The sequence below is a fragment of the Streptomyces sp. NPDC032198 genome, from assembly GCF_040636975.1.
Classification (GTDB): domain Bacteria; phylum Actinomycetota; class Actinomycetes; order Streptomycetales; family Streptomycetaceae; genus Streptomyces.
In genome coordinates, this window is the sequence record NZ_JBEZVL010000028.1 from 1 (window position 1) to 21,660 (window position 21,660).

Genomic DNA, 21,660 nt, shown 5'->3' on the forward strand with positions numbered 1-21,660 from the left:
GGGCGGGTTTTCCCGCCCCCCCCCCCCCCCCCGCGCCCCCACCGGGCGGCCGACCGCTCGGTCACGGGGATGTGTTGCAGTACTCGGCTTCGGTGAGCTTGAGCCAGGACGCCGCGTCCCAGTCTCCGTTGAAGTTGTAGGCGAGTTGATGACGGCCGTCCGGGGTGGTCACGGCCATGGAGAGCCACCCGACGATGCCTCCGGCGTGGCCCCAGAGAGTGGTGCCGCAGCTCGTCTCGAGCCGGGCGAGGCCGAGCCCGTAGGCCGCGTACGGGGCACCGGGGGAGTCGACGGTGGTCTTCATCGCCTTCAGCTGCTTCGGCGGCAGGAGCTTGCCGGTCAGCAGAGCCTTGTAGAACCGGTTCAGGTCGCCCGTGGTGGAGATGAGGTCGCCGTCGGCCCAGCCCTGCGACCCGTTCATCTCGGTGATGTCGTCGATCCGGTCGGGTGCCGACTTGAAGAGCTTGGAGTAGCCCCGACTGCTGGGCCGGGGAAGGTGGACGCTGGTGCGCGGGTTGGAGGTGTTCTTCAGCCCCAGGGGCTCGATGATGCGCGCGCGGACCTCCTCCTCGTACGACCGCCTCGTGCCGACCTTTTCGACGATCAGCCCCGCCAGGATGTAGTTGGTGTTGGAGTACGCGTGCTTGGCGCCGGGCTTGGACGGGGGCCGGTGGGAGAGGGCCGCCTTCACCTGGTTCTCGGGCGGCACGGTGTCATAGCGGTGCTTGAGATAGCCCTCGCCCGTGTACGTCTCGATGTACTTCTCGTCGTCGAGGTAGTCGAACAGTCCGCTGGTGTGGTTGAGCAGTTGCCGGACGGTGATCCTGCGGCCGTTGTTGCCGTTGCTCCGCACCAGGCCGGGCAGGTGGCGCTCCACGGTGTCGTCGAGGCTGAGTTTCCCCTCGGCCTCCATCTGGAGCAGGACGGTGGCCACGAAAGTCTTGGTGATGCTGCCGGCGCGGAACTTGTCGTCCTTGCCGCGTGGCGCGCCTGACCGCAGATCGCCGACGCCCGACGTCGCTTCCCAGACTCCGTCGGCGTCACGCGCCTGGGCCGTGATGCCGGGGGTGCCCGCCTTCACGATCGCGTCCATCGAGCGCTGTGTGGCCCGGTGGCCGTCCCCCGCGGGAGGTGTGTCCGACGCTGCCCTGGCGGGCACCATGAACGCGCCGGCTGCCATCGCGGCCGCCGCGACACCCACCACGCCGGTCCTCGTGCTCTTCCGTAACGCCATTGCGTACTCCTCGCAGTCGCTCGAACCGGGTCGTAATCGCGCGGCACCCTGTCCCCGGGGCGACTGTGGGGGCTACTGACCGCGCTGCGGGAGGGCCGCCTGCGTACCAAGACCGCGACAGTGGCGCGATGGTTGAGATGGGTCTGCTGAATCGTCTTCGGTGCGGGTCCTTCTATCTCCAACCCGCGTTGTTCCTAGAATGGCCGGGTGGAGGACATCGAAGCGATCGCGGTGCTGCAGGATCCCGTGCGGCGCCGCCTGTACGAGTACGTGGCGGCGCAAGGCCGTGAAGTCGGCCGTAATGAGGCCGCCGAGGCGGCCGGGGTGGCGCGCACCCTCGCCGCGCACCATCTGGACAAGCTGACGGACGCCGGGCTGCTGGAGAGTGGCAGCCGCCGCCTGACGGGCCGCTCGGGGCCGGGGGCGGGCCGCCCCGCCAAGGTCTACACGCGGGCGCGGGTCGAGCGGTCGGTGTCGCTGCCCGCCCGCGACTACCGCACCGCGGCCGAGCTGCTCGCCGAGGCTGCCGAGGAGGCAGGTCTCGACGCCGGGCTCTGCGCGGCAGCCCGCCGCCGGGGCGAGGCTCTGCGCGGCTCGGCGGCGCCCTGCGGGGACCTCGAAGAGGCCATGGAACTGCTGGCCGCGCGCGGCTACGAACCGCACCTGGAGGTGGAGGCCGAGGAAGCGGGGCGGGTCGTCCGGATGCGCAACTGCCCGTTTCACGCCGTGTCCGAGCGCTTCCCTCCGCTCGTCTGCGGAATGAATCTCGCGCTGCTGGAGGGGCTGCTCGGCGCGGAAGGCCCTGTCCGCGCTCGTATGGACGCTCGGCCGGGGGAGTGCTGCGTGGTGCTCGACGCTTCGAACGTGCACGACTCCTCGAACGTGCTCGACTCTTCTAAAAACAATTCTCATTGACATAGAAAAGCGGGCCGTGCTGGGATGGCGCCATGACCGCATCCACGCATGCCGCCCACCTCGCCGAGCTCAACATCGCCACGCTCCTCCATCCCCTGGACGACCCGCGCATCGCGCCCTTCGTCGAGTTGCTCGATCCGGTCAACGCCGCGGCCGACGACACTCCCGGCTTCGTGTGGCGACTCGTGGAGGAAGGGGCGGCCGATGCCACCGGCCTGCGCCCGGCGGGCGATGACGTCATCGTCAACCTGTCGGTGTGGGAGACCCAGGAGGCCCTGTGGGACTTCACCTATCGCAGCGGGCACCTCGAAGTGATGCGGCAGCGCCGTGAATGGTTCGAGCGGCACGTCGAGGCGCACCTGGTCCTGTGGTGGGTTCCCGCCGGTCACCTGCCGACAGTCGGCGAAGCGCTGGAGCGGTTGGCGGACCTGCAGGCACACGGTCCGTCCCCGCGCGCCTTCACCTTCGCCTCCTCCTACACCGCGGCCGAGGCGGCTCCGTTCCAGGCTGTTCCGTTCCAGACTGTTCCGGTCGAGGCGGGCCCGGTCGAGGCGGCTCCGCTCGACTCGGCGCGGCCTTGATAAGTTCGTCTGTCATGAACCCGACCACCCCCTCCCGTACGCGGCTCCAAAGACGCGCCCAGAACGCGGAGGCGTGGGGTTTCCTGCTGCTGGCCGCGGGCATCGCCCTGTGGGCGTGGTTCGCCCTGCTCCTGGTCCTGCCCTACGACGCGGGCGGCATGTGCGAGTCACGCCTGTTCACGGACGGCCCCACGGCCTATGCGAGTTCGAGCTTCCGCGATGCGTGCGCCGCCCAGCGGGACTGGCCCGAGATCCTCGGCGTTCTCGGTCTTTCGGTGCCGGTGTCCGTCGCGGGAGCGGTGCTCCACACCAGTGGCAAGACCTCACAGCGGCTGAGCGAACACGCCGCCGAGATCGCCCACCTCAAAGAGCTGATCAACCGAAACGCCTCGTAGGCCGAACGCGGTGGTCGTATGGGCCGCCGACGGTTCGACCGGTGTGGGTCCGGACAGCGTGCTGCCCGGACCCACACCGGTCGACGGGGTGGAGCCGCCCTTCCGCCCGCCCCGCTAGTCGAGGGTGAGCAGGCCGGTGCGCAGTGAGGCGAGGGTGGCCGACAGGAGCCGCGAGACGTGCATCTGTGAAAGGCCCAGAGCGGCGCCGATCTGGGCCTGGGTCATCTCCTGGCCGAAGCGCATCTCGATGATGCGGCGTTCGCGTTCGGCGAGTCCGGCCAGGAGCGGGGCCAGCGCGTGCAGGTACTCGAACACCTCGATGGCTGGGTCTTCCTCGCCGATGACGTCGGAAAGGGAGCGGCCGGTGGTCTGGGACCCGGTTTCCTCGCCCTCGATACGCGGGCTGTCCAGCGATCCGGCGGCGTAGCCATTGGCTGCCACGATCACCTCCAGGACCTGCTCCTCGGTCACCGTGAGGTCGGCCGCGAGCTCCGGGACCGTTGGTTCGCGACCGAGCTTCGAGGACAACCGCTCCTGGGACTTGACCAGTTGGAGGCGCAGTTCCTGCAGTCTGCGCGGTACGTGCACGGCCCAGCTGGTGTCACGGAAGTGGCGCTTGATCTCCCCGAGGATGTAGGGGACGGCGAAGGATATGAACTCATGGCCGCGGCCGACATCGAAGCGGTCGATCGCCTTGATCAGGCCCACGATTCCGACCTGGACGATGTCCTCCAGCTGACCGTTGCCGCGGTTGCGGTAGCGGCCGGCCACATAGTGCACCAAGGACAGGTTCATCTCGATCAGCGTGTTGCGTGTGTACAGGTAGGCGGGGGACCCCTGCTCAACAGTCTGGAGCCGCTCGAAGAAGAGCTTCGAAAGCTCCCGGGCGTCCTTCGGCGCCACCTGGTCGGCTTCCTCGATCCACGGCAGCGCCATGCTCTCGCCCTGGTCCCGCTCCGTCGGTTCAGCGGCGTCGTCCACATCCGCTGCCTGCAGAAACATCGTCTGGCTCCTCACACTCTTGTCTTGGATTGCTCAGCTCGCGATGACGGTGAAGGGATTGCCTTCGCGGTCCGCAAGTACGGCCTCGCGCCGGCAACGAGGCCCTTCGGGCGGCGAGATGACCCGCCCGCCCCGGCCGGTCGCCGCCGCGGCGGCCACGTCGGCGTCGGCCACGCGAAAGCACGGGCGCCACCCCGACGCGGCGGCGTCCCTGAGCGCGGCGACCGTACGCAGCCCTTCGCGCACCTCGATCCGCCCGTGCGTGTACTCGACCTTGCACGTGTCACCCGCCGGGCCGGCCCAGTCCAGTACGTCCCCGTAGAAGCAGGCGGCGGCGAAGATGTCCGGGGTGTGCAGCTCGAATCGAGCGACGGGGCCCTCGCCCGCCCGCCAGCGGTGATCGGGGGCCTGCCGGCGCAGGCCGAACACCGCTTCCCGCGGGCCCGCCGCCACGGCGAGCCGCCCGGTCTCGGTGGTCAGCGGCCCTACGGCGACGGTGGCGCCGAGCTCACGCAGCCGGCCCACCGTGGCATCCACGTCAGCGACCGCGAAGTACGGAATCCAGCCCGCGGAGACGCCCAGCTCGCACGTGGCCTGGCTGAGGGTTCCCACCGGCGCCCCGGCCCGCAGCGCCAGGAAACGCGGCTTGCCCTGCGGGCCGAGCAGCGGGACATGGCACCAGCCCAGAACCCGGGCATAGAACTCCCTGGCGGCCGAGGCATCGCCCGAGGCCAGGCTCAGCCAGCAGGGGGCGCCGCGCGTCCTGACCGCAGGGCCCGGCGGCAGGCGCTTGCCGGGCAGCGCGGGCTGCCGCTCACCGGCCGGCGGGACCAGGCGCAGCCCTTCCGCCCGCCGGAACGGCCTGATGCCGGTCCACCCGTGCCGCGCCTCCCGGCCCCGGCCCCTGGCGCGCGGAGCCGGACCCTCCCGCCGCTGCTGTTCACGCTCACTGCTCACACCGATGTCTCTTGGCATAGCGCCCTCTCCCCATCTGGTTCCGGCGGTCTCGCGAGTCGTTCCGCAGAGGGGAGTCGCCATACCGGGACCTTGCTCACCCATCCCGGGGACCAAGGCCCTGTCCTGCCCAGTGCCAAAGCCCCGCCGCGGGCCCTTGGGCCCGGTGCGGGGCGGCGCACCGGACGGTTCCTACGCCTGTGGTGACCTCAGGTCCGCGAGCACAGCGGCATGGTCGGAGGGCCAGACGCCGTCCACCGGCTCGTCGCCGACACGTCGCACGGAGCGGACGGAGCCCAGCCCTCCGGGGCCGGGGGGACCCACGTGGATGTAGTCGATGCGGGCGCTGGGTTCGAATCCGGCGGCGACGTACGGGTTGGCGGCGAGCCAGGTCGCTGCGGGCTGCGCCGGGTCGGCGTACTCCCACGCGTCGAGGAAGACCTGGCCGGGGACGGCGGGTGCCGTCTTGTAGCCACCGAACTGCCGTATCTCGTCGGAGTCCGGCCATGCGTTGAAGTCGCCGGTGACCACGGGCGGGAAGTCGGTTCCGCCCCTGTGCTCGGCCACGAACTCCGCGAGCGCCCTGACCTGTTGGCAGCGCACCGCGGAGGCGTCGACGGCCGACGTGAGGTGGGTGGTGAAGAACGGGACGGGCCGGGCAGGGGCGTTGATGCGTGCGTAGAGCGCCAGGCGGCCGTCGTAGTCGGCCTCACGTGCGGGCAACTCCATCATGGCGTGCTCGGTGATGGGCCAGCGGCTCAGGACGGCGTTGCCGATGTCGACGGTCGAGTCCCCGAGCCGCTTGTGCCACCGCTCGGGGGCACGGGAGGCGGCCCAGGTCCAGTGCATGTCGAGCTGGCCCGCCAGCCATTCCGCGAGGTTCTCGCCGCCGCAGGCCCACACCTCCTGCAGGCCGATGACATCGGGGCAGAGGTCACCCAACACCGCGAGGACGGCCTTGCGCCGTTCCTCCCACGGGCCGAAGCGCCACCAGAGGTTCCACGTCAGCACGCGCATCACTGCCGCCCTGCCTTCTCGTCGCGGATCGGTCGCAGGAGCATCTTGACCACTGCCGGGCTCCGGTCAACCGCGATCGCCGCCCGCATGACCGGTAATCACCGGTGCGCTCAGGCCGCACCGCAGGGTGGAGACGACCCGGCCCCGCATGCGCGCAGCGCGGCCGCGGCGAGCTCCGCCTCCCCGCGCACGCCGGAATCAGGGTGAGCGAGGAACGGCTCGACGGGCCGCAGCGCACGTCTGTCATGGGTCGCCGACAGGCTGAACAGCACGTACGGCCCACACCTCGCGCCGACGCGCGTCGGCGTCGGCGGTCAGCCGGTGGTGCTCGTCCACCGCCTCACGCCTGCCCGCACGGCCACGCCGCGCCCGCTATGACATGTGCCGTCCGGCGCCCGAGGTCCGACACGGAAGGCTCCTTCGCCGGCAGACACCGCCCGGCAGCGGGGTCGTAGGCGCAGCCCAGCACCCCGGCGTGGTCGGTGACCGGCTCGGACAGCTCGGAGTCCCAACCGTGCGCCAGCAGGGCTTCGTGCAGTTCGCGCGAGGAATCGACGGGTACGACCTCGTCCGCGGTGCCGTGCACGAGCCGGATGGGGATGGGGGCCACCGCCCGGCCAACCGCTTGGAGGGGCACGGTGCCCGTGCTGGGTGCCGGGCGCCGGTAGCCGCCCGCGATGCCCACCACCGCGGCAGGCCGCCAGCCGTCGAAGTGCTCCGGCTGGAGGGCCACACCCATCGCGGCGCCCGCCCCCGCCGACCACCCGGCGAGGGCCAACTGGCCGCTGCCGTCGCAGAGTTCGCGTACGTGATCACGGCCGTACCGCAAGGCGTCGGTGAGATGTTCCCGCCCGCCATCGGGCTGGTCCGAACGCCAGTCGGGGACAAGGACGGTGGGACCCAGCCCGGCGATCTGCCCGGCCAGCGAGGCCAGCACGTCCCGCTCATCGGGCCCCATCCCGTGCCACAGCAGGACACACCGGTTGTCCTGCTGCCCGGAGGCGTAGACGTCGAGGAGTTTGCTGTCGCCGCCGGTGGCGTATCGCACGGTCCGGGTCGTGATGGTCAAGTCGGTTCCTCCGGTACTTCACGAGGGGCGAGGGGTCCAGGGGTACAGGGGTCCAGGGGTACATACGCGGTCGGAAGAAGGCGTCCGGCGATGCGCGGGACTCGTGCCGACTTCGTCCCCGTGGTGGACGTGACCATAATGAAACGCACCAGCCCCGAGGAGAACACCACCATGGCCAAGTACCTGCTGCTCAAGCACTACCGTGGCGCCCCGGCTTCGGTCAACGACGCGCCGATGGACCAGTGGACACCGGAGGAGATCTCCGCGCACGTGCAGTACATGAGCGACTTCGCGGACCGGCTCGTGGAGACCGGTGAGTTCGTCGACAGTCAGGGGCTGGCCCCCGAGGGGACGTGGGTTCGCTACGACGGAGAGGGGCGCCCGCCGGTCACCGACGGCCCCTTCGCCGAGACCAAGGACCTCATCGCCGGCTGGATGGTCATCGACGTCGACAGCCACGACCGCGCCCTCGAACTGGCCGGGGAACTGTCGGCTGCCCCCGGAGCGGGCGGCAAACCGATCCACGAGTGGCTCGAGGTCCGCCCGTTCATGGGCACGAAGTCCACCGCCACGGAGTGCCCTCACGGATGAACGAGGTCGAGCTCCGGAGCCTCACCCCCAGCGTCCTTGGCATCCTCGTCCGTCGCGGAGCGGACTTCGCGGCGGCCGAAGATGCCGTGCAGGACGCCATGGTCGAAGCGCTCCGCGTCTGGCCGGCCGACCCGCCCCGCGACCCCAAGGGCTGGCTGGTCACCGCGGCGTGGCGCAAGTTCCTCGACGCGACCCGCGCGGACACCGCACGCCGTCGGCGTGAGGAGCGCGTCGACGAGGAACCGGCGCCCGGACCCGCATCCGCCGTGGACGACACGCTCCAGCTCTACTTCCTGTGCGCCCACCCGTCGCTGACACCTGCCTCCGCGGTCGCGCTCACCCTGCGCGCCGTCGGCGGTCTCACCACCCGCCAGATCGCCCAGGCCTACCTGGTGCCCGAGGCGACCATGGCGCAACGCATCAGCCGGGCCAAGCGCACCGTTTCCGACGTGCGCTTCGACAAGACCGGGGACGTCGCCACCGTGCTGCGCGTCCTCTACCTCGTCTTCAACGAGGGCTACTCCGGCGACGTCGATCTCGCCGCCGAGGCCATCAGGCTCACCCGGCAGCTCGCGGCCGCGATCGACCACCCCGAGGTGGCGGGCCTGCTCGCCCTCATGCTGATCCACCACGCCCGGCGTACCGCAAGGACCGCGCCCGACGGCAGCCTGGTGCCGCTCGCCGAGCAGGACCGCGGCCGGTGGGACACCAAGGCGATCGCCGAGGGCATCGCGATCCTGCACACGGCCCTCGCCCGCGACCGGCTCGGCGAATTCCAGGCCCAGGCCGCCATCGCGGCGCTGCACGCCGACGCGCCCACCGCGGCGGAGACCGACTGGGTGCAGATCGTCGAGTGGTACGACGAACTCGCGCGTCTGACCGACAGCCCGGTCGTGCGGCTCAACCGCGCGGTGGCCGTCGGCGAGGCCGATGGACCGCGCGCCGGCCTGGCGGCGCTCGCGGAGCTCGATGACTCCTTGCCCCGCCACGCCGCCGTGGCGGCGTACCTCCACGAGCGCGACGGCGACCTGGCGACGGCGGTACGGCTGTACGCCGAGGCGGCCGACAAGGCCCCCAACCTCCCCGAACGCGACCACCTGACACGCCAGGCGGCACGGCTCAACGCCCGCCGGAGCCACTGACGTTGGTGCTGACGTCGATACGTGCGGGGTGCTCGGCAGCCGCGGAGTTCAGGGCTTCCCGTGCTCCCTGACTACATCGGCCGGATCCTTGTCGTCCCGCAGCCCCTGGTAGCGGGGGTGGCGGAGCATGCCGTCGCGCGTCCACTCCGTGAAGGCGACCTGCGCGACGAGCCGTGGCCGTGCCCAGTGTGCGGTCCGCTCCGCGACCGGATCCTCGAACGGCGGGTCAGGCACCTGGAGTTCGTCGAGTTCCTGGCGCAGGGCGAGCAGCGTGCGCCGGTCGAATCCGGTGCCGACCTTGCCCGCGTAGCGCAGCCGCCCGCCCTCGTAGTAGCCGATGAGCAGCGCGCCGATACCTTCCCGGCTGCCCGTGGGCTCGGTGAAGCCGCCCACCACGAACTCCTGGCCCCGGGAACACTTCAGCTTGAGCCAGTCGCCGGAGCGGCGCGCCTGGTAGGTGCTCTCGGCGCGTTTGGCGATGAGGCCCTCCCAGCCGCGCCGGCACGCGTCGGCGAGGAGTTCGGGCCCGCCTTCGTTGCGATGGGTGCTGAACCGCAGGGGCGCGGTGAACGCGAGGGAGCGCCGCAGCAGGGACTTGCGGGTGCGCAATGGCAGCCGCCGCACATCCATGCCGTCCAGGCGCAGGAGATCGAAGACGTAGTAGGTCACCGCGACCCTGGACGCCGCGACGTCGGCGGGCCGGGTGAGCCCCATGCGCTGCTGGAGTCGTGCGAAGTCGGTCCGGCCGTGCGCGTAGGCGACGATCTCTCCGTCGATGGTGAAGTCCGCGCAGTCCTGTCCTGCGAGGGCGTCGACGATTTCCGGGTACGTGGCGTCGAGCCGTCGCCCGGAGCGGGAACGGAGGGTCACCTTGCCGTTCTCGCGCACCGCGAGCGCCCGGATGCCGTCCAGTTTCCGCTCGAAGATCCAGCCGGCCGGGAAGTCGCGCCGGTCGGTGAGCGTCGCCAGCATCGGGGAAGCCGCGAGGTCGACACCCGGCGCGGCCTCGCGGATGCGGCCGTCGAGGCCGGGCGGCAGAGTGTCGAGCAGGCCGGTCATCCCTCACCACCGCCGTGCGGATCCCATGTCGGCGCGTCCGGCGCCTCGGCGACCTGGCGCAGCGTACGGCCGCTGCGTGCCGACCGTGCCCGCCGTGGATCGGGGGTGCCGCCGCCCGAGCCGTGCCCGGTCCGCACGAGCAGCCAGGTGGGCTTCGCGGCGGACCCGCCGCTCTTCTCCTCGCGGCCGTGGAAGCGGGTGAGCGCGTACTGTCCGCGCAGTTTCTCGCCGCGCAGGTCGAACGTGACGTGGCCCTTCTCCAGGGCTTCACCGAAGGGCACCGGCCGGTTGCGCTTGTCGTGGCTGGTGGGACGGTAGGTGCCGCGGTCCCAGACGATGACGGTTCCGCCGCCGTACTCGCCCTCGGGGATCACGCCTTCGAAGTCCCTGTACTCCAGCGGGTGGTCCTCGGTGGGGATGGCAAGGCGTTTGTCGTGCGGGTCGGTGGAGGGGCCCTTGGGGACCGACCAGGACTTCAGTACGCCGTCGACCTCGAGGCGGAAGTCGAAGTGCATCGTGCTCGCGTCGTGGATCTGCACCACGAACGTGGGCTCATCGGACGGAGCCGGACCGGCGGCGTCCCGAGCCGATCGCTCGCCGCTCGGCTCGCTCGTCCTGTCGAAGTGCCGCTTGCCGCGGTAGGTCCGCAGGCCGTCCTTCTCGCTCACGGCGGGCCCCTTCTCTCGGGTCGCTGACCGCGGTCGGCGGTGGTCGGCGCGGCCCCGGCCAGGTTATGCACCCCCGACCTCCCCCGCACGGCGAGCGCTGCGTGGGCGAGGGGCTCGGACAGGGGAGAGGTGCGGAACGGCGACTGGCGCGGACCCGCATGTGTGGGACCGCGTCCCGCGGGACACCCGATGTTCCGACGCCCCGCGTTCGCTCAGGTCGTACGCCGTGAGCGGTGTCAGGCGTTCGCGCCGCCGAGAGACGCGGCGCAAGCTGGACGGAGTGGATCCGAGGAAGGAAGAGCAGCGATGGGTGACGCCCCGCAGGACCCGACGACGAAGCACCCGCAGCCGGAGTTCGCCGCACAGGACCAGGAGCCGCCGGGCTGGACCGGAGCCATGGACCCGCCCCCCGACCACGGCGAGGAGTCCTACCGGGGAAGCGGGCTGCTGAAGGACCGGGTGGCGGTCGTGACCGGTGGTGACTCCGGCATCGGCCGGGCCGTCGCGCTCGCCTACGCACGCGAAGGCGCCGACGTCCTGTTCACCTACCTGCCCACGGAGGCGGAGGACGCCCAGGAGACGGCCGGCCTCGTCGAGAAGGCAGGGCGCCGCGGCCTGGCCGTACCGTGCGACATCCGGGACGAGGAGCAGTGCCGTCGCCTCGTCGAGCGAGCCGTGACGGAGTTCGGGCGGATCGACGTACTGGTCAACAACGCGGCGTACCAGATGTCCCAGCCCGGGGGCATCGCGGACATCTCCACGGAGCAGTTCGACCGCGTCGTACGGACGAACCTGTACGGCATGTTCTGGCTGTGCAAGATGGCCGTGCCGCACATCCCGTCGGGCGGGTCCATCATCAACACCACGTCGGTGCAGGCCTACAAGCCGAGCCCGCATCTGCTCGACTACGCCATGACCAAGGGCGCCATCGTCACGTTCACCCAGGGCCTCGCGCAGATGCTGGTCGAGAACGGCATCCGCGTCAACGCCGTTGCTCCCGGGCCGGTTTGGACGCCGCTGATCCCGGCCACGATGCCGGACACCAAGAAGTTCGGCGAGCAGGCCCCGATGGGGCGGCCGGCCCAGCCCGCCGAGATGGCGCCCGCCTATGTGTTCCTGGCGTCGGAGCACGCGAGCTTCATCACCGCGGAGATCATGAACGCCACCGGCGGCACGCCGCTGCCGTGACCCGGCGGAGCGGGAAGGGGCGAGGCGGCGGAAGCGTCGGTGCGAAGGAGGCGTGACATGAGCCCCACGGTTGATCTGCGGGTCGGACGGCGCAAGATCGAGGTGAAGCGAGCCGAGAAGGAGCTGTTCCCGCAGGACGGCATCACCAAGGCCGATCTGGCCGAGCACTACCGGCGTGCGGCACCGCGCATGCTGCCCGAACTGCGCGGCAGGCCGCTGATGCTGGAGCGGATGCCGGACGGGATCGACGGAGACCGCTTCTACCAGAAGGAGGTCTCCGACTACTTCCCCGACTGGATCCACCGCGCCACGGTGGCCAAGGAGGGCGGTGAGGTGACGCATGTGGTCTGTGACGACGCGGCGACCCTGGTCTATCTCGCGGGCCAGGCGTGCATCACCCCCCACCGCTGGCTCAGCCGCGCCGACCGGCCGCGCCGCCCCGACCGCCTGGTCTTCGACCTGGACCCGCCCGCCGACGACTTCGAGCCGGTGCGCGGCGCGGCACACCGCCTGCACGAGCTGCTCGATGAGCTGGACCTTCCGTCGGGCCTGATGACCACCGGCTCACGCGGTCTGCACGTCGTCGTACCGCTGAACCGGCGCGATGACGCCGACGACGTGCTCGCGTTCTCCCGCGCCGCCGCTCGGACGCTGGCGGCGCGGCACGAGAAGGAGCTGACGACCGAGCCCCGCAAGGACGCCCGCAAGGGGCGGCTGTATCTGGATGTCGCGCGCAATGGCTACGCCCAGACCGTGGTCGCTCCGTTCGCCGTCCGGTCCAGGCCGGGCGCCCCTGTGGCGGTGCCGTTGAGCTGGGATGAACTGGACGATCCTGAGCTGACCGCCCGCCGATGGACCGTGACCGACCTCGGCGATCGTCTCGACAAGGACCCCTGGGCGGGCCTCGCCCGGCACGCGCGCGCCGTGAGCACGGCCGCCCGGCGGCTGGAAGAAGGTGCGCACGCCTAGCGACATCGCGACCCGCGGAGGCCGATCCGGATGATCAAGACGCCGGTCCGGATGCTCAGGACGCTGCGTTCACCACGAAGTGCGCCCCGTCGGGATCGCACAGGATCGCCTCCCGCGCCCCGCCCGTGCCCCACAGGACACTACCGCCGTGGGCGAGCGCGGCCTGGGCGCAGGCGTCCACGTCCGCGACCGTGAAGTGGATCTGCCAGTGGGGCCGGACCTCCGGATCGGGCGCGGATTCCACCGCGCCCGAATGGATGCGGGCCACGACGTCGCCCTGGCTGCGCAGAACGACCCCTTCGTCCTCGTAGTGGACCTCGCAGCAGCCCGAGGCCGCGGACGCCCAGCCCAGGACCTCCGCGTAGAAGATGGCCGCGTCGAAGGCGTCCCGGGTGTAGAGCTCCACGAAGACCGGAGCCGCGCGGCGCCAGGCCTCCCAGTCGGACACCAGCTCGCCCTCCCAGATGCCGAAGACCGCCCCCTCGCGATCCGCGACCAGGGCCGCCCGCCCCGGAGGGAACGACAGGGGGCCCACGGCGGTCGTTCCGCCCCGCTCCTGGCTGCGGGCCACGGTCTCGTTCGCGCTGGACGCGGCGAAGAAGGGAGTCCAGGCGACGCCGGTCTGCCCGATGGCCTCCACGGCGGACACTCCCGCCACCGGCACTCCGTTCACACTCGCGAACCTGTACTGGTCGCCGAGCTTGCCCACGCGCCAGTCCCAGCCCAGTACGGCGTGGTAGAACTCCTGCGCAGCCTCTAGATCCCGGGTGGTCAAGCTGACCCAGCAGGGTGCCCCGAACACCGAGCTGCTGGTTACGTTGTGGCTTGCAGGTGCTTTGCCGCTGTTCATCTTCGTACCGTTCTGAGGTCGATGGGCGCCCCACCCCCTTGCGGCTCCATCATCTCCACCGAAGGGCCTCACGTCGCGCTGTGTCCCCGGCGGCCGCGAAGAAGGGCAGGCCGGGGAGGCCACAGAAGGCCGGTAGGGCTAGCGAGGGGAGCGTTTTCGCCACAAATGGGGTAGACGGGTGGTATGCGCACTCACAGCTATACCGTTCTGGCCATCGAGGGCGGCGGCTCGCTGGTCTTCATCATCGTCGGCGTCGCCGTGGTCCTGGGCCTGCTCGCCATGTTCGTCAGCGGACGGCGCCGCGCGGCCCGCGAGACACAGCCCACCACTCCCGCCCCCGGCGAGGAGCCCGCCAGCGGCGAAGCCCAGCGGGGCACCACCTGGCAGACCCCCGACGACGACCCCGACCAGGGGCACCCTCACCCCTGACCGGGCCGAACCGATGTGACGACGGCCGCCAGGTCGGAGCCCGCCCGCAGCAGCGCCACGGTCTTCGCCGCGATCTCGTCGAGGCGCTGTTGCAGGACGCGTTCCGTCGCTCCCACGCCGTCGAGCTGGCGCAGGGAATGCATGATGTCGCGCACTGCGGGGATGCCGTATCCGGTGGCGCGCAGGGCCGCGACGATGCGGGCCGCTCTGATCGCCGCGAGGCCGTAGCGACGTGCTCGCAGTGACGTCACGCGCTCGGGGACGACCAGCCCTTCCTCTTCCCAGAACCGCAGGGCCGAGGGGCGTACGGCGAGTGCTCCGGCGAGCTCCGTGATCGTCATGGCGTCACCCTCGGGCTCGAACCCGGCCGCGCCCGCCTCGGAGCGGATCGCGCGCAACGCCTCCTGCGCGCGCAGCGCCTCATCCCGTTCCCGCGCAAGCCGGACATGCACCGCGTTGATCGCCGCGGCAGCCGCCGAGAGCGTCTCCGTCCGCAGCTCCGCGCACATCTGCCGGGCCGCGACAGGTCCGACCGCACTGGCAAGGCCCCGATAGGCGCGCAGAGCGTGCACGTGGACAGGTGCGTAGGACCGGTAGCCGTTGCTCGATCGCGCGGCCGGGGGAATGACTCCCAGTCGCTCCAGGTCGCGCACCTGTTGCACTGAGTACCCCGATGCTCTGGAGACATCGACAGTTCTGAGCACTGCTCCTTGCACGCCGTTCGCGGTCCCGCTCACCGGCCAACCCCACATAAGCACTTGAACGTGATGCTTGAACCATGAGTATGGAACAGATCATCGCGACCGTGCGAGGCTTCGACGGCGTGCTCGTATTCGCCCCGGGACAGGGAAGCGATGTCCCCGAGCTCGCGTGGGGAGACGCCTTCTTCTATTACGCGCCCGACGGCCGGCTGCCCACGACCGTCCAGCCGTACGGGACGATCGTCACCAAGGACTACCCCGACGACACCGCATCCGACCTCGCCCCGCCTGGCCGCTGGCGGGTGAACATCCACGTCGACCGTGCGGTGTTCCAGGAGCTCACCGGGGAGGAGCCGCGCAGCCTCGGCCGCCCCCGCGACTTCGCGGCCGCCGACGAGGTGCTGCCGCACCCGGTGTACGGCACGTTCGGCTGGATCTGCGTCGTCAATCCCGGTGAGCGCACGACGGCCACCGTCGTACGGCTTCTGCGCGACGCCCACGAGGCCGCTCGTGCCCGGTTCGCGCGACGACACGAGAGGACGACCTGACGGAGGGGGCGGCATTGACGCCATGGCGCAATGGAGGGTTCTCTCGCAGGAGATGAGGTGCGGGAGAGTCCTTCACCGGGAGGGGAGACACCACCGTCATGGCATCTCAGCGAGGACTCGGTGTGGCCGTCATCGGCACCGGGAAGATGGGCGCGGACCATGTGCGCCGGCTCCACGAGGTCATCAGCGGGGCACGGGTGGCGGCCGTCGCCGACATCGAACCGGAGCGGGCGAAGTCCCTGGCCGCCACGATCGACGGCTGCACGGCCTACACGGAACCGGCGGCCGCCATGGCGTCGGGTGAGGTGGATGCCGTACTCATCGCCTCGCCCGGCCCTGCCCACGAGGCGGCCCTCGTCGACGCACTCGGCCATGATCTGCCGGTGCTGTGCGAGAAGCCGATGACTCCGGACACGGCCTCTTCCCTGCGGATCCTGGAGGCGGAGCAGCGGCTCGGGCACCGGCGCATCCAGGTGGGCTTCATGCGCCGCTACGACGCCGAGTACGTCAAGCTCAAAGAGCTCCTCGACAGCGGTGAGCTGGGTGCGGCGCTGATGCTGCACCAACGCCACCGCAACCTGGCCATGCCCCCGGGGTTCACCGACGAGATGCTCATCACCAGCTCGGTCTCCCACGAGGTGGATGCGACCCGCTGGCTGCTAGGCCAGGAGATCGCCGCGGTCACCGTGCACAAACCGAAGGCGACGTCGCTCGCCCCGGCCGGCCTGAACGACCCGCAGTTCATCCTCCTGGAGACCGCGTCCGGCGCGCTCGTCGACGTCGAGATCTTCGGCCACTGCGGATACGGCTACCAGGTCCAGGCCGAGGCGGTCTGCGAGCGGGGCACCGTGCGCATCGGGGACGAACAAGGCCCACGGGTGAGCGCCGACGGCCGCTGGGGAGGCCATGTCCCGCCGGACTACGTCGAGCGCTTCGAGGACGCCTACGACCGCGAGGTGCAGGCCTGGGTGGATGCCACCCGCAGAGGTGAGATCACCGGCCCCAGCGCCTGGGACGGTTATGCCGCCGCGGCCGTCTGCGAGGCGGGCGTCGCCTCCCAGCGGGAGGGCGGGCGCGTCGGGGTCGAGCTGGCCGAGCGACCGGGCTTCTACGCCTAGACGGCCGGCCATCTGTCGGCGGACTGTGCGGCAGGACGGTGGGGGCGGCACCGGATCGGTGCCGCCCCCACCGCCCCGCGGTCCTCGCGGTGCCTACGGGCGGACCGTGAGCACCAGCTTGCCCGTGACGCGGCCCGTCTCGCCCTCCGCGTGCGCCTTGGCGGCTTCCGAGAGGGGGTACGTGTCCGAGACATGGACCCGCAGTTGTCCGGACTCGGCGAGTGCCGCCACGGCCGCCATGCCCGCCTGGTCGTGCTCCACCAGCATGTCCGTGGCCCGCACGCCCAACGCGGCGGCGCGCTCGGCCACTTCGCCGAAGTTGCCCGGCAGGATCGACACCAGGATGCCGCCGGGCCGCAGCACCTCCAGGGAGCGCAGCCGGTCCTCGCCGCCCAGCGGGTCGAGGACCACGTCGATGTCACGGGCCTCCTTCACGAAGTCGGCGCTGCGGTAGTCGATGACCTCGTCGGCGCCCAGGCCGCGCACGAAGTCGTGCTTGGCGGCGGATGCCGTGCCGATGACGTACGCGCCGCGCGCCTTGGCGATCTGCACCGCCACGTGGCCCACACCACCGGCCGCCGCGTGCACCAGCACCCGCTGCCCCGCCTCCACTTGGGCGTTGTCGACCAGGGCCTGCCAGGCGGTCAGGGAAACCAGCGGCAGCGCGCCCGCCTCGACGTGGCTCAACCCCGCGGGCCGGGGCACGAAGGCGCGGGTGGGACCGGTCACGTACTCGGCGTGCGAACCGGCGCCGTACGGATACGGCAGCATGCCGAACACCTCGTCGCCCGGCGCGAACAGCGAGACGCCGATGCCGACCGCCTCGACGACGCCCGACACGTCCCAGCCGAGCGTGAACGGCGGCTCACCCAGAAAGGCGCCGAACCTGCGGTGCTTCCAGTCGGTGGGGTTCACGCCCGCCGCGTGCACGGCGACGAGGATCTGGCCGACGCCGGGCTCGGGGCGGGCGACGTCGATCTCCTTGAGCACCTCGGGATCGCCCAGGACGTCCTGGCTGATGGCCCGCATGGTCGGCCGGGTCGGTTCGGTGGGCTGGGAGGCGGTGTTGTTGGTCATGGGTCCAGCCTGCGGCAAGGGGCTGACCTGGGCAATGGCAAGATTGCCATTAAGCGATAGGATCGTGCCATGGCTTCGACGCAATTCCTCGCCGATCGCCCGCACCGCGTGGTCGTCCTCGCCCTCGATGGCGTCTACCCCTTCGAGCTGGGCATCCCGAACAGGGTCTTCCCGTTGGTCCCAGGGGCTTACGAGGTGCTGACCTGCGCGGCGACGGAGGAACGCACGGTGGCCACCAACGCCGACTTCACCATCACCGTCGGGCACGGTCCCGAGGCGCTGGCGAGCGCCGACACGGTGGTCATGCCGCCGTACGACCTGCGGTACATCACCGCAGGCCTGTCGGAGCCGGTGCGCGACGCGCTCGCCCGGGTCAGGCCCGGCACGCGGTTCGTGTCCATCTGCACGGGGGCGTTCACGCTGGCCGCGGCCGGTCTGCTCGAGGGGCGGCCCGCGACGACGCACTGGGCCCTGGCGGACCACTTCCGGGAGTTGTTCCCCCACGTCGACCTGGATCCCGACGTGCTGTTCGTCGACGACGGCGACGTGCTCACCTCGGCGGGCGCCGCGTCCGGGCTCGACGTGTGCCTGCACGTGGTGCGCTCCGACCACGGCAGTACGGTCGCCAACCGCGTCGCCCGGCACTGTGTCGTACCCCCGTGGCGCGAGGGCGGCCAGGCCCAGTACATCGAACAGCCCGTCCCGGACGAGGGAGCCACCGGCACCGCCGCCACCCGCGCCTGGGTCCTGGAGCACCTCGACCGGCCGCTCGCCCTGCGGGAGCTGGCCGCGCACGCCCGGATGAGCCCGCGCACCTTCGCCCGCCGCTTCCAGGAGGAGACGGGCACGAGCCCCGGCCGATGGCTGATCCAGCAGCGGGTGCACCGGGCCCGGCATCTGCTGGAGTCCAGCGACCTGTCGATCGACCGGATCGCCGCGGAGGTCGGCTTCGCCACCGGCACCTCGCTGCGGCAGCACCTGCAGGCGGCCATCGGAGTGTCGCCGCAGATGTACCGGAAGACGTTCCAGGCGGGAGTGGCGGCGGGCGGCGCGTAGGCGGTGCCGCCGCGCCGGACGGCGGGTCCGCTCGCGGCTCCCGGCGGCCCGGAGTGCTGGAGTGCGCGACACGGAGCACCCTGGATACATGCAGACCGCGCCGATAATCGTCCACGCGCTCTCGCCCACGGGCGGGCGCAGAGTGACTGCGCGCGGACAGATTCTCGGCCTCGCGCACTCGGACGCGGACGTGATCGAGTTCCTGCGCCGGGCCGGGCTGCCGGACGCGGAAGTCCTGCTCGACGATCCGGCGTGGGTGAAGTGGCGGGGCGGCCGGGCCCACCACTACGAAGCGGCATAGCGCCCGCTCGCTCAGTCGGTGATCCCGACGTCGTGGAAGAAGCGGTAGCGGTCCGGGTCGTCCGGCAGGAACCAGTGGAAGCCCTCCAGGAGGAAGACGGCGACCAGGTTCACCGCGATCACCAGAGCGAGGAAGCCGAGCACGACCGTGCCCGCCATGCCGTACACCCCCGACGTAGGCACCGTGGTGTCGGCCGTGGAGTGGGCGAAGGCCAGCACGACACCGATCGCGACCACCGAGGCCATGAAGAGGATCCACGCCCATACGTACATGTGCAGACCCAGCACGGGGGCGCCGTACCCCTTGTCGCCCGGCAGGATGTGCAGCATCGTCTGCCGCCAGGACGCGAAGGCGCCGCACATCACGGCGACCAGGGCAAGACCCCAGCCCATCATGTAGTCGCGGCCCGCGATGCTGCCGGTCATGCCCCGGCGCACGATGTACGCCGCTCCCAGCGCGGCGAGCAGCATGAACATGCGCTGCACCATGCACAGCGGGCACGGATAGTCCCAGGAGATGAACTGCACGCCGAGCCCGCCGCAGACCACACCGGTCCAGCCGACGGCGAAGAAGCAGGCGAACCAGTACTGGACCCTGCCGAGCAGGTGGGAGCGGTCGGTGCCCGCGAGCGGGGACGTCAGTGTGCTCATCAGTAGCTCAGCCCCAGCCTGAGTCCGCTGGTGATGTGGTGGGCGAGCAGCAGGATCGTGAGTGCGAGCATGACCCACCAGCCGCCGAGCAGCACGGCCCGTGACCGCTGCCGGTGAAGCGCGTACAGGGTGGCCAGGAGGCCGCCGAAGATGAGGGTGTCCATGGCCGCGGAAGGTATCCGGGGCGGTGACCCCCCAGCCGCAGGCTGATGGGGACGCGCCACGGGTCCACGGGAAGGGACCAACCCGACCAGCCCGCGCTCTGCCATGCTCAGCCGGGGTGCGCCTCACGCCAGGCCGCCATCGAGAGGTTCCACTCCTCCCCGTCGAGCGCGGTGAGCGAGGCCGGAAACAGGCCGTCCTCCTCCTTGGCGATGTGCCGGTGCAGCTCGTCGACGGCTTCGACGAGGGCGCGTACGTCGTCGGGGTCCGACAGGTCGAGAGCGGGCAACAGGGCTGCGAGCTCGCGGTGTTCACGCTCCAGGCTCGCGATGTAGTCCGCGTACTCGGGATCTTCGCGCATCACGGTGAACAGACCGTTCTCCTCGCCCCGCCAGTGCGCGTCCAGCTCGCGGGCCATGACGTCCACGAGTGTGCGTGCCCGGGCGGTGTCGCCCTGCTCCAGTGCACGGAGCGCATCGCCCGCCGCATCGGTGACGCGCTCGTGCTCGGCGATGAACTCCTTGATGAGCGGGATCTCTCGGCAACCGCAGTAGTGACACATGAACCTGTTTCTAGGCGAGCGCCCGCCCCTCCGGCGAGACGCCACGCATGCGCCGGACAACTTGCGCGCCTACCCTCGACTGGCTGAGCGGCTGAAGGGATGACCGGTTGATCGGCTGACGGGCCGGCGCCGCCCCCAGGTAGGCTGCCCGCTCGCTGAGATGCGGCAACTTGCTGAGGTGCGACAAGGGGAGCGGTCATTCGCGGCGTTGCGGGGATCAGGCACAGGGGAGTGGCGGCCGTCGCCGTGCTGGCCGCTTTACTCACGGTTGCGGGGTGTGGCACGGACTCCGGTCCGGGCGGCTCGCGGGGGGATGACCGGGCGAAGGGCTCCGCGGGTTCCCTCACTTGGGAGTTCGAGCACATCGCGGACTTCAGCGGAGAGCTCGCCGATGTCGCCGTCCTCGCCGAGGACGACATCTGGGCGGTCGCGACCGAGAACAACGGCGAGTCCAACGCCCACCTGCTGCACTACGACGGCACGAAGTGGAAACGCGAGCCCCTGCCCGAAGCCCTCGGCGCCAGCACCTCCCCGCCCTTTCTCGAAGAGGTGGGAGAAAAAGCCCTGTGGCTGCGGCCGCGGACCTCGCAGGCCGGCAACGCCGTGAACCGCTGGGCCGAGTGGGACGGCAGCCGCTGGTCCGCGGTGCCCAGCCCGCCGCCGGGCAACGTCGGGGACTTCGAGGCCGCGGGCACGGACGACATCTGGGCGCTCGACAGTGAGCGGACCGCCCAGCATTGGGACGGCACCCGCTGGACCACGACCCGGCTGCCGTACGGCGCCTCCGACCTCGCCGTGGTGGGGCCGGACGACGTCTGGGCGGTGGGCAGCCGCTCGACCGGTCCCGGCACCCGGATCGAGGGCTCCGGAGAGCGCTACAGCCAGCCCGCATCGATGCACTGGGACGGCACCTCCTGGAAGGCGGTGGACACTCCGCGGGCCCGCTTCGAGGAGCCGCTCCCGCCGGAGCCCGGCGCCGGCCTCGGCCAGGTCTTCGCACTCGCCGGCGGCGAGGTGCGCGCGTACGGCAGCAATTCCTTCAATCACGGCGAGGTCGAGAACGAACCCGCGGACGAGTTCATCCGGCTGCGCCGGGACGGCTCGAGGTGGGTCGACCAGAAGGACGCGCCCGGCGGATGCGCGCTGCGGACCCCGGTGGGGCAGGACGACGAGGGTCTGTTCCTCGACGGGAACCGGTACCTGACCGATGACGGCCGGTGCGTGAAGATCAAGCGCCACCGCCTGCCCCTGTCGACAGGGGCCCGCAAGGGTTCGAACCAGTCGCTGTGGCTGAAGGAGATACACCGGGTGCCCGGCACCGACGAATGGCTGGGCGCCGGGCACGTCCAGGTCAACCAGTCCGGAGACCCCTTCGGCGCCCCCGTCGTCGTACACCTGAAGCGCGGCGGCTGACCCTCCGGG

The 21,660-nt window shown here is 71.1% G+C and carries 26 protein-coding genes; 13 read left to right on the top strand and 13 right to left on the bottom strand.

The genetic code is table 11. The features are described from left to right. Positions 1-61: 61 nt before the first annotated feature. The gene (locus tag AB0E78_RS41170) at positions 62-1,234 is read right to left on the bottom strand and encodes a serine hydrolase domain-containing protein (protein WP_361844626.1); all 1,173 of its coding nucleotides are present in this window, start codon (positions 1,232-1,234) and stop codon (positions 62-64) included. A 207-nt stretch (positions 1,235-1,441) separates the two neighbouring features. Between AB0E78_RS41170 and AB0E78_RS41175 the strand changes: the two genes are divergently transcribed. Genes AB0E78_RS41175 through AB0E78_RS41185 form a run of 3 tightly spaced genes read left to right on the top strand, consistent with a single transcriptional unit; the run spans position 1,442 to position 3,125 of the window. Further along, positions 1,442-2,149: a helix-turn-helix domain-containing protein gene (locus AB0E78_RS41175; protein WP_361844628.1), complete on the top strand. Its 708-nt coding sequence runs from the start codon at positions 1,442-1,444 to the stop codon at positions 2,147-2,149. A 32-nt stretch (positions 2,150-2,181) separates the two neighbouring features. Then, positions 2,182-2,730: a DUF3291 domain-containing protein gene (locus AB0E78_RS41180; RefSeq protein WP_361844630.1), complete on the top strand. Its 549-nt coding sequence runs from the start codon at positions 2,182-2,184 to the stop codon at positions 2,728-2,730. A 14-nt stretch (positions 2,731-2,744) separates the two neighbouring features. Next, positions 2,745-3,125: a hypothetical protein gene (locus tag AB0E78_RS41185; RefSeq protein ID WP_361844633.1), complete on the top strand. Its 381-nt coding sequence runs from the start codon at positions 2,745-2,747 to the stop codon at positions 3,123-3,125. Between the two features lie 114 nt (positions 3,126-3,239). Here AB0E78_RS41185 and AB0E78_RS41190 read toward each other — a convergent pair whose 3' ends face one another. From AB0E78_RS41190 to AB0E78_RS41205, 4 genes are all read right to left on the bottom strand, one after another. Next, complete coding sequence (locus AB0E78_RS41190; protein ID WP_361844719.1) at positions 3,240-4,061, bottom strand: SigB/SigF/SigG family RNA polymerase sigma factor; 822 nt, start codon at positions 4,059-4,061, stop codon at positions 3,240-3,242. A gap of 99 nt (positions 4,062-4,160) precedes the next feature. After that, positions 4,161-5,084 (bottom strand): VOC family protein, encoded by a 924-nt coding sequence (locus AB0E78_RS41195; protein WP_361844636.1) that lies wholly within the window; start codon positions 5,082-5,084, stop codon positions 4,161-4,163. Positions 5,085-5,273: 189 nt separating this feature from the next. Further along, the gene (locus tag AB0E78_RS41200; protein ID WP_361844639.1) at positions 5,274-6,098 is read right to left on the bottom strand and encodes an endonuclease/exonuclease/phosphatase family protein; all 825 of its coding nucleotides are present in this window, start codon (positions 6,096-6,098) and stop codon (positions 5,274-5,276) included. Positions 6,099-6,438: 340 nt separating this feature from the next. Continuing rightward, positions 6,439-7,167: an alpha/beta hydrolase gene (locus AB0E78_RS41205; RefSeq protein WP_361844641.1), complete on the bottom strand. Its 729-nt coding sequence runs from the start codon at positions 7,165-7,167 to the stop codon at positions 6,439-6,441. A gap of 171 nt (positions 7,168-7,338) precedes the next feature. On the opposite strand from AB0E78_RS41205, the gene AB0E78_RS41210 reads away from it, so the two are divergent. Further along, on the top strand, positions 7,339-7,758 hold the full coding sequence (locus AB0E78_RS41210) for a YciI family protein (protein WP_361844722.1): 420 nt from the start codon (positions 7,339-7,341) through the stop codon (positions 7,756-7,758). Further along, a complete protein-coding gene (locus tag AB0E78_RS41215; RefSeq protein WP_361844644.1) occupies positions 7,755-8,900 on the top strand; it encodes a DUF6596 domain-containing protein in 1,146 nt (381 codons plus the stop codon). The genes AB0E78_RS41210 and AB0E78_RS41215 overlap by 4 nt, the downstream gene beginning before the upstream one ends. 48 nt (positions 8,901-8,948) lie before the next feature. Here the strand turns inward: AB0E78_RS41215 and ligD (AB0E78_RS41220) are convergent, their stop codons facing one another. Together ligD (AB0E78_RS41220) and AB0E78_RS41225 are read right to left on the bottom strand one after the other, a co-directional pair. Then, positions 8,949-9,959: a non-homologous end-joining DNA ligase gene (ligD, locus tag AB0E78_RS41220; protein WP_361844647.1), complete on the bottom strand. Its 1,011-nt coding sequence runs from the start codon at positions 9,957-9,959 to the stop codon at positions 8,949-8,951. After that, on the bottom strand, positions 9,956-10,627 hold the full coding sequence (locus tag AB0E78_RS41225) for a DNA polymerase ligase N-terminal domain-containing protein (RefSeq protein ID WP_361844650.1): 672 nt from the start codon (positions 10,625-10,627) through the stop codon (positions 9,956-9,958). The genes ligD (AB0E78_RS41220) and AB0E78_RS41225 overlap by 4 nt, the downstream gene beginning before the upstream one ends. A 306-nt stretch (positions 10,628-10,933) precedes the next feature. On the opposite strand from AB0E78_RS41225, the gene AB0E78_RS41230 reads away from it, so the two are divergent. Both AB0E78_RS41230 and ligD (AB0E78_RS41235) read left to right on the top strand, forming a co-directional pair. Continuing rightward, positions 10,934-11,815, top strand: coding sequence for an SDR family oxidoreductase (locus tag AB0E78_RS41230; protein ID WP_361844652.1), 882 nt, complete (start codon positions 10,934-10,936; stop codon positions 11,813-11,815). 57 nt (positions 11,816-11,872) lie between these two features. Next, a complete protein-coding gene (ligD, locus tag AB0E78_RS41235; RefSeq protein ID WP_361844655.1) occupies positions 11,873-12,784 on the top strand; it encodes a non-homologous end-joining DNA ligase in 912 nt (303 codons plus the stop codon). Positions 12,785-12,839: 55 nt separating this feature from the next. Here ligD (AB0E78_RS41235) and AB0E78_RS41240 read toward each other — a convergent pair whose 3' ends face one another. After that, entirely contained in the window at positions 12,840-13,634 is a 795-nt protein-coding gene (locus AB0E78_RS41240) for a VOC family protein (protein ID WP_361844658.1), read from the bottom strand. 183 nt (positions 13,635-13,817) lie between these two features. Between AB0E78_RS41240 and AB0E78_RS41245 the strand changes: the two genes are divergently transcribed. Beyond that, the gene (locus AB0E78_RS41245; protein ID WP_361844661.1) at positions 13,818-14,063 is read left to right on the top strand and encodes a DUF6479 family protein; all 246 of its coding nucleotides are present in this window, start codon (positions 13,818-13,820) and stop codon (positions 14,061-14,063) included. On the opposite strand, the gene AB0E78_RS41250 is transcribed toward AB0E78_RS41245, so the two are convergent. Next, entirely contained in the window at positions 14,054-14,815 is a 762-nt protein-coding gene (locus AB0E78_RS41250; protein WP_361844725.1) for a MerR family transcriptional regulator, read from the bottom strand. The genes AB0E78_RS41245 and AB0E78_RS41250 overlap by 10 nt on opposite strands. A 32-nt stretch (positions 14,816-14,847) precedes the next feature. Here AB0E78_RS41250 and AB0E78_RS41255 point away from each other — a divergent pair, with 32 nt between their 5' ends. Together AB0E78_RS41255 and AB0E78_RS41260 are read left to right on the top strand one after the other, a co-directional pair. Beyond that, a complete protein-coding gene (locus AB0E78_RS41255; RefSeq protein ID WP_361844727.1) occupies positions 14,848-15,312 on the top strand; it encodes a DUF6194 family protein in 465 nt (154 codons plus the stop codon). A 98-nt stretch (positions 15,313-15,410) separates the two neighbouring features. Further along, entirely contained in the window at positions 15,411-16,430 is a 1,020-nt protein-coding gene (locus tag AB0E78_RS41260; protein ID WP_361844663.1) for a Gfo/Idh/MocA family oxidoreductase, read from the top strand. A gap of 93 nt (positions 16,431-16,523) precedes the next feature. Here the strand turns inward: AB0E78_RS41260 and AB0E78_RS41265 are convergent, their stop codons facing one another. Then, positions 16,524-17,507, bottom strand: coding sequence for an NADP-dependent oxidoreductase (locus AB0E78_RS41265; protein WP_361844666.1), 984 nt, complete (start codon positions 17,505-17,507; stop codon positions 16,524-16,526). A gap of 69 nt (positions 17,508-17,576) precedes the next feature. Between AB0E78_RS41265 and AB0E78_RS41270 the strand changes: the two genes are divergently transcribed. Together AB0E78_RS41270 and AB0E78_RS41275 are read left to right on the top strand one after the other, a co-directional pair. Beyond that, on the top strand, positions 17,577-18,563 hold the full coding sequence (locus tag AB0E78_RS41270) for a helix-turn-helix domain-containing protein (protein ID WP_361844669.1): 987 nt from the start codon (positions 17,577-17,579) through the stop codon (positions 18,561-18,563). 88 nt (positions 18,564-18,651) lie between these two features. After that, positions 18,652-18,864, top strand: coding sequence for a hypothetical protein (locus tag AB0E78_RS41275; RefSeq protein ID WP_361844672.1), 213 nt, complete (start codon positions 18,652-18,654; stop codon positions 18,862-18,864). An 11-nt stretch (positions 18,865-18,875) separates the two neighbouring features. On the opposite strand, the gene AB0E78_RS41280 is transcribed toward AB0E78_RS41275, so the two are convergent. The 3 genes from AB0E78_RS41280 to AB0E78_RS41290 all read right to left on the bottom strand — a co-directional run bounded on the left by AB0E78_RS41280 (position 18,876) and on the right by AB0E78_RS41290 (position 20,238). Continuing rightward, positions 18,876-19,514: a disulfide bond formation protein B gene (locus AB0E78_RS41280; protein WP_361844674.1), complete on the bottom strand. Its 639-nt coding sequence runs from the start codon at positions 19,512-19,514 to the stop codon at positions 18,876-18,878. Further along, a complete protein-coding gene (locus tag AB0E78_RS41285) occupies positions 19,514-19,678 on the bottom strand; it encodes a DUF5993 family protein (RefSeq protein WP_361844677.1) in 165 nt (54 codons plus the stop codon). Before AB0E78_RS41285 ends, AB0E78_RS41280 begins: the two co-directional genes overlap by 1 nt. Positions 19,679-19,785: 107 nt before the next feature. After that, positions 19,786-20,238 (bottom strand): hemerythrin domain-containing protein, encoded by a 453-nt coding sequence (locus AB0E78_RS41290; protein ID WP_361844680.1) that lies wholly within the window; start codon positions 20,236-20,238, stop codon positions 19,786-19,788. 231 nt (positions 20,239-20,469) lie between these two features. Between AB0E78_RS41290 and AB0E78_RS41295 the strand changes: the two genes are divergently transcribed. Then, complete coding sequence (locus AB0E78_RS41295) at positions 20,470-21,651, top strand: hypothetical protein (RefSeq protein ID WP_361844682.1); 1,182 nt, start codon at positions 20,470-20,472, stop codon at positions 21,649-21,651. Positions 21,652-21,660: the final 9 nt, after the last annotated feature.